The sequence below is a fragment of the Nocardia vinacea genome (genome assembly GCF_035920345.1).
Taxonomy (GTDB): Bacteria; Actinomycetota; Actinomycetes; order Mycobacteriales; family Mycobacteriaceae; genus Nocardia; species Nocardia vinacea_A.
The window spans coordinates 4,427,685-4,439,990 of record NZ_CP109149.1 but is presented as its reverse complement, the minus strand read 5'-3'; the positions used below and the strand labels follow the sequence as shown (position 1 = coordinate 4,439,990).

The window sequence follows — 12,306 nt, the reverse complement described above, 5'->3', positions numbered from 1 at the left end:
ACATCAGCCGGTGATGATGAGGAGTTCGGTGGGGGAGGCTATTTCGGTGCGGAGGCCGGATTTGGTGGCTACGCGGGCTACGGCGCGGATGTCGGTGGGGTCGGCGCGGGTGAGGACGAGGGCGCGGGCGAGTAGGCCCTTGTGGTGTTTGTTGAAGTGGCTCACCACGGTTCGGGATCCGTCGGGGTGTTCAGTGAGGACATTGGCGGTGATGGCGTCGGGGATGCGGCCGAGCTGCTGGTAGGTGCCCGAGCGCAGGTCGATGACGAGTTCACCGGCGACCTCGGCGACCAGCGCGTCGGGCAGGACATCGCGCCAGATGGCGGAAAGTGTCGGGAGGCCGGGAAGTTTGGAACCGCCGGAGAGCCGGTAGGCGGGGATGAGGTCATCGGCGCGGACGGCGCCGAACAGGGCGGAGCCGATGCCGAGGCGGGCATAGGCCTTGGCGCGTTGGACCTTGGTGAAGGAGCGGGCATCCAGTGCGTCGTAGAGCACGCCGGTGTAGCGCTCCAGCGCGGGCCGGGTCGCTGACGTGCGCAGCGTCGCATTGCGCGCGATCTCGGTATCAGCCCCCTTGCCGAGGCCGAGCACCGCGCGCGAAGCGTCCGGGTCGGCGGCCAGCTTGACGACCTCGTCGATGAGCCGGTCGCGCACCGCCGCGAGCTGCGGCATCGCCAGCGACTCCAGCTCCAGCGGCACATCGGTACCGCCATCGGACTTGGTTTCGGAAGGGGGCAGCAGCACCAGCACGAACGGACAGGGTACCGGCGTGATCGGTCAGGGCTCGGAGGCGGTAGCTTGCGTAACCACGGAGAGCCCCCGATCACGCCGAAATGGGCCAATGCGTTGCAGACATCGTCCGGCCAGCGACTACCCTGTCGTTCCGTGATCACCCGCCTCTCCCACCTGTTCCTGCGTACCCTGCGCGACGATCCCGCTGACGCCGAGGTGCCCAGTCACAAACTCCTCGTCCGCGCCGGATATGTGCGGCGCATCGCCCCGGGCGTGTACTCGTGGCTGCCGCTGGGCCTGCGGGTGCTGCGGCGGGTCGAGCAGGTCGTGCGGGAGGAGATGAACGCCATCGGCGCGCAGGAGATCTCGCTGCCCGCGCTGCTGCCGCGCGAACCGTACGAGACCACCAACCGGTGGACCGAATACGGTGACGGCCTGTTCCGGCTGCAGGACCGCAAGGGCGCGGACTATCTGCTGGGGCCTACGCACGAGGAGCTGTTCGCGCTCACCGTGAAGGGTGAATACAGCTCGTACAAGGATCTGCCGGTCACGCTGTACCAGATCCAGACCAAGTACCGCGACGAGGAGCGGCCTCGCGCGGGCATTCTGCGCGGCCGCGAATTCATCATGAAGGACTCCTATTCCTTCGATCTCGACGAGGACGGGCTCAAGGCCAGCTACAACGCGCATCGCGAGGCCTACCAGCGCATTTTCAACCGGCTCAGGGTCGAGTACGTCATCGTCGCGGCCACCTCGGGTGCGATGGGCGGCAGCGCGTCGGAGGAATTCCTGGCGGACAGCCCGGTCGGTGAGGACACCTACGTGGTGTGCCGCGAGTCCGGCTACGCCGCGAATGTGGAAGCGGTGGTCACGCCTGCTGCCGAACCGCAACCCATCGAGGGTCTGCCCGCGGCCGTCGTACACGACACGCCGAACACCCCGACCATCGCGACGCTGGTGGATTGGGCGAACAGTGCGGGCATCTCCGCGCAACCTGTCACCGCGGCCGACACCCTCAAGAACATCATGGTCAAGCTGCGCCACCCGGACGGTAAGACCGAACTGCTCGGTATCGGCATTCCGGGCGATCGCGAGGTCGACGACAAGCGCCTCGGCGCCGCGGTCGAACCCGCCGAGGTGGAACTGCTCACCGAGGCCGATTTCGCCGCCAACTCGTTCCTGGTCAAGGGGTACATCGGCCCGAAGGCATTGCAAGCCAACGGTGTTCGCTACCTCGTCGACCCGCGCATCGGCACCGGAACCAGCTGGATCACCGGCGCCGACGAGCCGGGCAAGCATGTCGTCGGCCTGGTCGCCGGCCGCGACTTCACCCCCGACGGCACCATCGAGGCCGCCGATGTGCGTGACGGCGATCCCTCGCCCGACGGGCGCGGCGTCCTGGTATCCGCCCGTGGCATCGAGATCGGCCACATCTTCCAGCTCGGCAACAAGTACACCGATGCTTTCGAGGTCGATGTGCTCGGCGAGAACGGCAAGCCGGTGCGGCTCACCATGGGCTCCTACGGCGTCGGCGTCTCCCGCATGGTCGCGGTGATCGCCGAACAGCAGCACGACGAGAAGGGGCTGCGCTGGCCACGCGAGGTCGCGCCGTTCGACGTGCACGTGGTAATCGCGAACAAGGACGACTCCTCGCGCGAGGGCGGCGAACAGGTTGCGGCGCTGCTGGATACGGCCGGACTCGAAGTCGTCCTGGACGACCGCAAGGCCTCGCCCGGCGTGAAGTTCAAGGATTCCGAGCTGATCGGCGTTCCGCTGGTCGTGGTCGTCGGCCGCGGCTGGGCCGAGGGCAAGGTCGAGATCCGCGACCGCTTCACCGGCGAATCCACCGAGGTCCCGGCCGATTCGGTGGTCGAATCGGTGCTCGCGCAGGTCCGCGGCGGGCGGTAGCTTCGGCCTTCGACAACCGTAGGGAAGCCCGGTCGACCGAGCCCGGTCGACCGGGCTTCTCGCACACGTCCGGACCTACGGTTCCGTAGGCACGATTCGTGGCGGGCCGTAATCGCGGACCCCCTCCTGGCTGCTGTTACCCGCTGGTAAGTTAGCGGCATGACGAGCACCGACGCGTTGTTGTTCAACCCGACCAGCTATGACCCGAAGCAGTTCGACGCCGAGACGCGGCGGCTGCTGAAGGCCACCATCGAGTGGTTCGAGTCGCGGGGCAAGCGGCAGCTGCTGGCCGATGACGCGGATGCGGTGTGGGTGTCGGACTTCCTCGAGTTCGTCAAGAAGGAGCGCCTGTTCGCGACCTTCCTGACCCCGGCCGCCTACGCCGACGGTGACGCGAACCGGCGGTGGGACGGTGCCCGCAATGCGGCGCTGTCGGAAATCTTCGGCTTCTACGGTCTCGCGTACTGGTACGCCGAGCAGGTCACCATCCTGGGCCTCGGGCCGATCTGGCAGAGCGATAACGAGGACGCCAAGAAACGCGCGGCCGCTGATCTCCTCGACGGCCAGGTGATGGCATTCGGTCTGTCCGAGCGCGACCACGGTGCCGACATCTACAACACCGACCTGATCCTGACACCGACCGAGCCGGGCAGTGCGGATGCGGAGGCCGGAATCCTGTTCCGCGCCAATGGCGTCAAGTACTACATCGGCAATGGCAATGTCGCTTCGATGGTGTCGGTCTTCTCCCGCCGCGCCGATATCGAGGGTGCGGACGGCTATGTATGGTTCGCTGCCGACAGCCGCCAGGACAGCTACGAGCTCATCGACAACGTCATCCACGGTCAGCTGTATGTCAGCACCTTCGCGCTGCACGACTACCCGGTGACCGCCGCCGACATCCTGTCCACCGGTCCCGAGGCCTTCTCCGCCGCGCTCAACACCGTCAATGTCGGCAAGTTCAACCTGTGCCACGGCAGCATCGGCATGGTCGAGCACTCGTTCTACGAGGCCATCACGCACTCGAACAACCGCATCCTCTACGGCCAGGCCGTCACCGAATTCCCGCATGTGCGAACGAATTTTGTGGATGCGTACGCGCGCATCGTCGCGATGAAGCTGTTCAGCGACCGGGCCGTCGACTACTTCCGCAGCGCCAGCCTCGAGGACCGCCGCTACCTGCTGTTCAACCCGATGACCAAGTCCAAGGTGACTTCCGAGGGCGAGACCGTCATGACGCTGCTGCTGGATGTGCTGGCCGCCAAGGGATTCGAGAAGAACACCTACTTCGCGCAGGTCGCCCGCTATATCGGGACGCTGCCCCGGCTCGAGGGCACGGTGCATGTCAATGTCGGCCAGATCCTGAAGTTCATGCCGAACTACCTGTTCAACCCGAAGGACTACCCGGAGATCGGTACCCGCCTCGATGCGGCCGACGACGAGTTCTTCTTCCGGCAGGGCCCGGCTCGTGGCGCGGGCAAGGTGCAGTTCGCCGACTGGACCCCCGTGTACGAAAAGCACGCCGATCTGCCGAATGTCGCGCGCTTCTACGAACAAGCCCAGGCCCTGCGCACCCTGCTGACCACGGCAGCTCCCGATGCCGATCAGCAGAAGGATCTGGACTTCATGCTGACCATCGGCCACCTGTTCTCCCTGGTGGTCTACGGCCAGCTGATCCTGGAGCAGGCGGCCATCACCGGCCTGGACCGCGACGTCATCGAGCAGATCTTCGACTTCCAGATCCGGGACTTCAACGGCCACGCCACCACCCTCTACGGCAAGCCCTCCGCCACCCCCGACCAGCAGGCCTGGGCAGCTTCCGCCCTGCGCCCGCCGGTCGCCGACCGTCCCTGCTTCGACCGTGTCTGGGCCGAAGTCGCCGCCTACGACAGCACCTACGAAATGCGCCCGTAGTCGCGATCACACTGGCCACCCGCTCCGCGCACGGATTGGCGCGCCGCGCACGGATTCGCTGACGAATCCGTGCGCGGCGGGCGAAAAGGTGCGCAGCGGGCGGTTAGGTCTTGCCCGGGAAGGCGACTGTCGGTGGATTGGCGCCGAGGATCGCTTGCCAGGTGGCCAGGCGCAGCGCGCATTCGGTGAGGGCGTCCACGCCCGTCCGGCGGAGGGATTCGGAGCTGCCGTTCTCGACGACCGCGCGCCAGGCGACGGCGGTGTCCGTTTCCACCGTGACGGCCAGATTCGCCGCCGGAATCGGATCGTTCACCGGGAAAGGCGTGGTGTAGGCCGCGTCCGGCGGTGGCACCGTGACTCCGGCCGCCTTCAACGCATCGATCGTGGTGTCGCGGCGGGCACGGTGGGCGGCTGTGTCCTGCGCGATCAAGCGGACTCGTTCGGCGGAGCCGTAGGCCGCGATCACGCCGTAGGCGTACACCGCCGCGTATTCGGCGCGCAACGCGTCGAGCAGGGCTTGGCGTTCGGCTTCGGTCATGTGCGCATCCCTGCCTGGATGAGTTGAGTGGTGCGCCCGGCATGGCGTGCGAGGTAGGTCGAGGCGGCACGACTCATGCCAGCAACACCCCCGCCTGCGCCGCGCACGATGCGCTGATCGAGGCCAATAGTCCTGCGCGATAACCGGATTGGGTGCGGGCGAGATCACCCGCGGACTGCTGCGATTTGGCCAGCCGCGTGCGCAACTCGTCGATGCTCGGCGGAGTGGTGGTTGATGCGCCCGATGCCGCGGGAGAAGTGCCGGAAGCGGGCGGGGTGACTTCGCGGGTGCGGTGCGTCGGAGTAGTGCCGTCACCGTAAACGCCGATCGCACGGTTGATTTCGGCACGCAGCGCATCCGCGTGTGCGGTGCGTTCGTTCGCGATCGCGGTCAATGCGGCATGCCGCTGCGGCGTCACCGCGATCGCCGCCGTCGCGGCCGCTGCGTCGGCGCGCGCCAGGTTCTCTTGTGCGGCAAGCGGATCGGGCTGATACACCGTCTTATCCGTACATCCGGCCACGGCGCCGACGGCTAGCACACCCACGGTCGTGCCGCCGGCCAGCCGCAATGCGGTGCGGCGGTCGACGATGCCGGTGCGACCGACGCCGGCGCTGCCGTGCTGGGTTTGATGCCGGTCGATGGGGATGCCGGAAGTGCACCCGGCGTGCGGCGGGGCGGAGAGGCGGATTGGCACGGCACCATCGTGCCAGATTCGCGCGGCACGGCCGACCGAGCGTCTGCCGTGCGGTCGGTGCCAGGCCCGGCACGCCGTGTTTCGGGCGCGTGGCCAGGAAACTTGCTCGAGGCCGCTGGTCCTTTACACTCTCGAGGCGCGTTACGCTAGATCTCCGGTAGAGAAATTTCCCGCCGTCTGACAACTGAACCAGGAGCCGCCCCACATGCCCATGCCGACGGAGGAAAGGGTGAGCCAGCTCGTTGCTGGGCTCGTCGAGCGCCGAGGATTCGACCTCGAGGGTGTCGATATCTCGACGGCGGGCAAGCATGTGGATGCCCAGGCTCGGGTGAAGGTGATCGTCGACAGCGATGCCGCTTCCGATCTCGACACCATTGCCGGACTGAGCACGGAGCTATCCGAGGCCCTCGACAGCGCGGGCGATTTCGGCGAGACGCCCTACCTGCTCGAGGTGACCACCCCCGGCATCGACCGTCCGCTCACCGTCGACCGCCACTGGCGCCGCGCCCAGGGCCGCAAGGTGCGGATCAAGCTGCGCGCCGGTGCCTCCTCGCCGGATCCGAAGTCATCGGACAAGTTCGAGGCCAGGGTCGGTGTCCTCACCGATGACACGGTGGCGCTGGTGCTCGGCGGGAAGAACAAACCGCACCGGGTGACGATTCCGCTGGCCGATATCGCCGAGGCGGTCGTCCAAGTGGAATTCAACCCGCCCGGCGGGCGGGAACTGGAACTCGCGGGCGGAGTCGCGCCCGGTCGTCCGCGGCCGGGGCAAGAGGAAGCGGTGGACCCCACCGCCGATGTCCGAGGAACAACCGAAGTACCAGATGAACCGACAGAATCTGTAGCCGCTAGCGACTTCTTGCAGGTCGCTCGAAACAACACAGCGTCCGATTCGCCGACCGAAGGGATCGTGGAATGAACATCGAAATCGAAGCCCTGCGCGCGATAGTCGCCGATAAAGGGATCTCGATCGAGACCGTGATCTCCGCGATCGAGTCGGCACTGCTCACGGCCTACCGTCATACCGAGGGCCACCAGCCCACCGCGCGCATCGATATCAACCAGAAGACCGGCGTGGTCCGGGTGATGGCGCGCGAACTCGACGCCGACGGCAATGTGCTCTCCGAATGGGACGACACCCCAGAGGGTTTCGGCCGGATCGCGGCGACCACCGCGCGCCAGGTGGTGCTGCAGCGGTTGCGCGATGCCGAGAACGAGAAGTCCTTCGGCGAATTCTCCACCCATGAGGGCGACATCGTCGGCGGCGTGGTGCAGCGCGATGCCCGTGCCAATGCCCGCGGCACCGTCGTGGTGCGTATCGGCAGCGAACTGCACGGCACCGAGGGACTGATCCCGCCGGCCGAGCAGGTGCCCGGCGAGAGCTATGAGCACGGCGACCGGATCAAGTGTTACGTCGTCGGTGTCTCCCGCGGCCCGCGCGGCCCGCAGATCACCCTCTCGCGCACCCATCCGAATCTGGTGCGCCGACTGTTCGCGCTCGAGGTGCCCGAGATCGCCGACGGTTCGGTGGAGATCGTCGCGGTCGCCCGCGAGGCCGGACACCGCTCCAAGATCGCGGTGCGCACCACCGTGCCCGGCGTCAATGCCAAGGGCGCGTGCATCGGCCCGATGGGTCAGCGCGTGCGCAACGTGATGAGCGAACTGGCGGGGGAGAAGATCGACATCATCGATCACGCCGATGATCCGGCGACCTTCGTCGGGAATGCGCTGTCGCCGTCGAAAGTTGTCTCGGTCACGATCGTGGATCCCGAAGCCCGCGCCGCACGCGTGGTCGTCCCCGACTTCCAGCTCTCGCTCGCCATCGGTAAGGAGGGGCAGAACGCCAGGTTGGCGGCCCGCCTGACCGGTTGGCGGATCGATATCCGCAGCGATGCCACCCCGGATGCGGGCAGCGGCAGTGTGCGGACGGAGGCGCATCGGAGTTGATCGATTCCCGCGAATCGAGCCCGCCGGATGACATATTCGTAACTTCCGAAGGGGCGGGGTTCGGTGTTCCGAGCGGGACAGCGGTAGAGTGGTCTCAGGTTCAACGCGAGCCTTCGGTTTCTTTGTCCGAACGCACCACCGAGCTGGCCCCGGCGCACCGACGTCGAGCAGCCCCGGAGCGGACGTGCATCGGGTGCCGAAAGCGCGAGTTGGCCGTCGATCTGTTGCGGATCGTGGCGCAGGACTGTGAAACCGGTGACGGTTCCGAGGTTGTTGCGATAGTTCCCGATCCGTGGCGCAGACTTCCCGGACGGGGTGCCTGGCTGCACCCCGTTTCGGTTTGTTTGCGCACCGCAGAACGACGCCGAGCATTCGGCAGAGCACTACGAGTGTCCGGAAAACTGGATATCTCAGCCCTGGAGAAGTACCTCGAGAACAGGCACGAGCACTCATGAGCACACCGTGAAGCACCAACGATGAACGTCCATCGGAGATAACCCGAGGTCGTGCGGGCCCGCCTTCCCTAGGCGGAGGCACTGCTCGACCTCTCAGTGAGGAGAGCAGTGGCAGGCAAGGCCCGCGTGCACGAGTTGGCCAAAGAACTCGGTGTCACAAGCAAAGAACTACTCGCAACGCTCAAGGAGCAGGGCGAGTTCGTGAAGTCGGCGTCCTCGACGGTGGAAGCACCCGTCGCACGTCGACTGCGCGAGTCGGTGGCAGGTAAGTCCGCCCCGGCGAACGGCAGCGCGAAGTCCGGGACGCGCCCCGGTTCCGCACCGTCGAGCACTCCGGCCGCGAAGCCCGCCGCAGGCGGCGGTCCGCGTCCGGGTCCCCGTACCCCCGCTCCTGCGCCCGCGCAGGCAACAGCCCCGGCGGCTCCGGCCGCCCGTGAGACCGCGGCTCCTGCCGCGCGTCCGTCCGACGCCGTCCGTCCGAGCCCCGCGGCTCGTCCCGGCCCGGCTCCGGCCAAGCCCGCGCAGAGCACCCCGGCGCAGGAGACCCCGGTGGCTCCTGCGGCGAAGGCCACTCCGGCCCAGTCCGCTCCGGCTCACGGTGCCCCCTCCCAAGGGGGGCAGCGCCCGACGCCGGGCGGTGCCCGTCCCGGTCAGCAGCAGCGTTCCGGTGCTCCGGCCCAGGGTGGCCCGCGTCCGGGTGGTCCCGGCGGTCCGAAGCCGGGCCCGAAGACCCCGCGCGTCGGCAACAACCCCTTCTCCTCGGCTCCCGATCGTGAGCGTCCCGCCGCGCGTCCGACTCCCGGCCAGGGTGCACCCCGTCCGGGCGCCGGCCAGGGTGGCCCGCGTCCGGGTCCCGGCCAGGGTCCGCGTCCAGGTCCGGCCCAGGGCGGTCCCCGTCCGGGTGGCGCCCAGGGCGAGCGGCGTCCGTCTCCGGGCCAGGGTGGTCCGCGTCCCGGTGGTCCGCGTCCGAGCCCCGGCTCGATGCCGCCGCGCCCGAATCCGGGTGCCATGCCCGCACGTTCGGCCCGTCCGGGTCCGGGCGGCGGCGCGGGTGCCGGTCGTCCGGGTCGTCCCGGCGGCGGCCCCGGTGGTGGCGGCGGCGGTCGTCCCGGTGGTGGCGGTGGCGGTGGCTACCGCGGCGGCCAGGGTGGCGGTGGCACGGGTGCGCCCGGTGCAGGTGCCGGTGCTCCCGCGGCCGGTGGTTTCCGCGGTCGTCCCGGTGGCGGTGGCGGCGGTCGTCCGGGTGGTCCCGGTGGCCGTGGCGGTGCGGCCGGTGCGTTCGGTCGTCCCGGTGGCGCCCCGCGTCGTGGCCGTAAGTCGAAGCGGGCGAAGCGCGCCGAGTACGAAAGCATGCAAGCCCCCGCCATCGGTGGCGTGCGGCTGCCGCGCGGTAACGGCGAGATCATCCGTCTCGCCCGGGGTGCCTCGCTGTCGGACTTCGCGGAGAAGATCGATGCGAACCCGGCCGCCTTGGTGCAAGCCCTGTTCAACCTCGGTGAGATGGTCACCGCGACCCAGTCGGTGAACGACGAGACCCTCGAGCTGCTCGGCAGCGAGATGAACTACGTCGTGCACGTGGTCAGCCCCGAGGACGAGGACCGCGAGCTGCTGGAATCGTTCGACCTGACCTACGGTGAGGACGAGGGCGGCGAGGAAGACCTCGAACAGCGTCCGCCGGTGGTGACCGTCATGGGTCACGTCGACCACGGTAAAACCCGACTGCTCGACACCATCCGTAAGGCCAACGTCCGTGAGGGCGAGGCCGGTGGCATCACCCAGCACATCGGCGCCTACCAGGTGCTCACCCATCTGGGCGATAACGACCGGCTCATCACCTTCATCGACACCCCGGGTCACGAGGCGTTCACCGCCATGCGTGCCCGTGGTGCGAAGGCCACCGATATCGCGATCCTGGTGGTCGCCGCCGACGACGGCGTCATGCCGCAGACGGTGGAGGCCATCAACCACGCGCAGGCGGCCGACGTGCCGATCGTGGTCGCGGTCAACAAGATCGACAAGGAAGGCGCGAACCCGGACAAGATCCGGCAGCAGCTGACCGAATACAACCTGGTTGCCGAGGAATACGGTGGCGACACCATGTTCGTCGATATCTCCGCCAAGCAGGGGACCAATATCGAGCAACTGCTCGAGGCGGTCCTGCTGACCGCGGACGCAGCGCTGGATCTGCGGGCCAACCCGGACATGGACGCACAGGGTGTCGCCATCGAAGCGCACCTCGACCGCGGCCGAGGCCCGGTAGCTACCGTGCTCATCCAGCGCGGCACGCTGCGCGTCGGTGACTCGATCGTGGCGGGTGACGCCTACGGTCGCGTCCGCCGCATGGTCGACGAGCACGGCGACGATGTCGTCGCGGCGCTGCCGTCGCGGCCGGTCCAGGTCATCGGCTTCACGTCGGTGCCGGGCGCCGGTGACAACCTGCTCGTCGTCGACGAGGACCGGATCGCTCGCCAGATCGCCGACCGGCGCAATGCGCGCAAGCGCAACGCACTGGCCGCGCGCAGCCGCAAGCGGATCAGCCTGGAAGATCTGGATGCCGCGCTGAAGGAGACTTCGGAGCTCAACCTGATCCTCAAGGGCGACAACTCCGGTACCGTCGAGGCCCTCGAGGAGGCGCTGCTCGGTATCCAGATCGACGACGAGGTGCGCCTGCGGGTCATCGACCGCGGTGTCGGTGGCGTCACCGAGACCAACGTCAACCTGGCGTCGGCGTCGAACGCGATCATCATCGGGTTCAACGTCCGGGCCGAGGGTAAGGCGACCGAGCTGGCCAACCGCGAAGGTGTGGACATCCGGTACTACTCGGTGATCTACCAGGCCATCGACGAAATCGAGAAGGCCCTCAAGGGCATGCTCAAGCCGATCTACGAAGAGGTCGAGCTGGGCCGGGCGGAGATCCGCGCGATCTTCCGTTCGTCGAAGGTCGGCAATATCGCCGGCTGCATGGTCACCTCGGGTTCGGTCAAGCGCAACGCCAAGGCGCGCCTGCTCCGCGACAACTTGGTGGTCGCCGAGACGGTCACGATCTCCACCTTGAAGCGGGAGAAGGACGACGTCACCGAGGTCCGCGAGGGCTTCGAATGCGGTATGACGTTGACCTACAACGACATCAAGGAAGGCGACGTGATCGAGGCCTACGAGCTGCGCGAGAAGCCGCGCGACTGATTTGTTCGTCGGTGGTCCGGTCCGGCCGTCAACGCTGGACCGGACCACCGAGACAATCTTTTCGTAGGCGCCGATACAGGAGGCTTGGGTGTACCTGGGTGCACTGGAGTTCGACATCCTGCTCGGAGATGTGCACTCGCTGAAGCAGAAGCGTTCGGTGATTCGGCCCGTGCTGGCCGAATTGCAGCGCTTCGGCGTGAGTGCCGCCGAGGGTGGGGAACAAGACCGCCACCGTCGCTCACTGCTCGGAGTCGCCATGGTCAGTTCCGGTATGGATCACCTGACCGAGATACTCGACAAATGTGAGCGTCACGTCGCGGCTCGTCCGGAGTTAGAGTTGCTGGCAGTGCGCCGCAGGATCTTCGGACCCGAAGACTGATCCGCGGCGGGAACGACGGGCCCGGAGGCGGAAGCTTGCGTAACCACGCAGGGTCCCGGTCCCGCCGCAAAATGAACACAGCAGTAGTAGTGAGGAGGGTTCAGCCATGGTGGATCAAGCCAGGGCACGCCGACTCGCCAAGCGGATTTCCGCGATCGTGGCGACCGCGATCGAATACGAGGTGAAGGATCCGCGTCTGAATTTCGTAACCGTGACCGATGCGAAGGTCACCGGCGATCTGCGCGAGGCGACGGTGTACTACACGGTGATGGGCGAAACCCTCGACGTGGAACCGGATTACGCGGCCGCGGCCGCCGGTCTGGAGAAGGCGAAGGGTGTGCTGCGCTCGAAGGTGGGCGCGGGCACCGGCGTGAAATTCACCCCGACGCTGGCGTTCGTGCTCGACAAGGTGCCCGACGCGGCACGGGATATGGAAGAGCTGCTGGCCAGGGCGCGGGCCGCTGATGACGCGGTCGCGAAGGTGGCGTCCACCGCCACCCATGCCGGCGATGCCGACCCGTATAAGGTCGAACGCGAATCCGACGAGTGACGTGCGGTA

Annotated in this window: 11 protein-coding genes; 8 read left to right on the top strand and 3 right to left on the bottom strand. The window is 67.5% G+C overall.

Annotated elements, in window-relative coordinates; translation table 11 throughout:
* Window positions 1-3: 3 nt before the first annotated feature.
* Entirely contained in the window at window positions 4-750 is a 747-nt protein-coding gene (gene yaaA, locus OIE68_RS20540; protein ID WP_327100976.1) for a peroxide stress protein YaaA, read from the bottom strand.
* Between the two features lie 135 nt (window positions 751-885).
* Between yaaA and OIE68_RS20535 the strand changes: the two genes are divergently transcribed.
* Window positions 886-2,640 carry a proline--tRNA ligase gene (locus OIE68_RS20535; RefSeq protein WP_327100975.1) on the top strand — a complete coding sequence of 585 codons (1,755 nt, stop codon included), beginning with the start codon at window positions 886-888 and terminating at the stop codon, window positions 2,638-2,640.
* A gap of 159 nt (window positions 2,641-2,799) precedes the next feature.
* Complete coding sequence (locus OIE68_RS20530) at window positions 2,800-4,551, top strand: acyl-CoA dehydrogenase family protein (protein WP_327100974.1); 1,752 nt, start codon at window positions 2,800-2,802, stop codon at window positions 4,549-4,551.
* Between the two features lie 103 nt (window positions 4,552-4,654).
* Here OIE68_RS20530 and OIE68_RS20525 read toward each other — a convergent pair whose 3' ends face one another.
* On the bottom strand, window positions 4,655-5,089 hold the full coding sequence (locus tag OIE68_RS20525; RefSeq protein ID WP_327100973.1) for a ferritin-like domain-containing protein: 435 nt from the start codon (window positions 5,087-5,089) through the stop codon (window positions 4,655-4,657).
* A 73-nt stretch (window positions 5,090-5,162) separates the two neighbouring features.
* Window positions 5,163-5,783, bottom strand: coding sequence for a hypothetical protein (locus OIE68_RS20520; protein WP_327100972.1), 621 nt, complete (start codon window positions 5,781-5,783; stop codon window positions 5,163-5,165).
* Between the two features lie 205 nt (window positions 5,784-5,988).
* On the opposite strand from OIE68_RS20520, the gene rimP reads away from it, so the two are divergent.
* The 6 genes from rimP to rbfA all read left to right on the top strand — a co-directional run bounded on the left by rimP (window position 5,989) and on the right by rbfA (window position 12,297).
* Complete coding sequence (gene rimP, locus OIE68_RS20515) at window positions 5,989-6,702, top strand: ribosome maturation factor RimP (RefSeq protein WP_327100971.1); 714 nt, start codon at window positions 5,989-5,991, stop codon at window positions 6,700-6,702.
* Window positions 6,699-7,730 carry a transcription termination factor NusA gene (gene nusA / locus OIE68_RS20510; RefSeq protein ID WP_327100970.1) on the top strand — a complete coding sequence of 344 codons (1,032 nt, stop codon included), beginning with the start codon at window positions 6,699-6,701 and terminating at the stop codon, window positions 7,728-7,730. Before rimP ends, nusA begins: the two co-directional genes overlap by 4 nt.
* Before the next feature lie 143 nt (window positions 7,731-7,873).
* Window positions 7,874-8,185, top strand: coding sequence for a YlxR family protein (locus tag OIE68_RS20505; protein WP_327101736.1), 312 nt, complete (start codon window positions 7,874-7,876; stop codon window positions 8,183-8,185).
* Window positions 8,186-8,293: 108 nt separating this feature from the next.
* Window positions 8,294-11,368, top strand: a complete 3,075-nt coding sequence (gene infB, locus OIE68_RS20500) for a translation initiation factor IF-2 (protein WP_327100969.1) — start codon at window positions 8,294-8,296, stop codon at window positions 11,366-11,368.
* An 88-nt stretch (window positions 11,369-11,456) separates the two neighbouring features.
* On the top strand, window positions 11,457-11,747 hold the full coding sequence (locus OIE68_RS20495; RefSeq protein WP_327100968.1) for a DUF503 domain-containing protein: 291 nt from the start codon (window positions 11,457-11,459) through the stop codon (window positions 11,745-11,747).
* Between the two features lie 106 nt (window positions 11,748-11,853).
* Window positions 11,854-12,297 (top strand): 30S ribosome-binding factor RbfA, encoded by a 444-nt coding sequence (gene rbfA / locus OIE68_RS20490; RefSeq protein WP_327100967.1) that lies wholly within the window; start codon window positions 11,854-11,856, stop codon window positions 12,295-12,297.
* Window positions 12,298-12,306 lie beyond the last annotated feature (9 nt).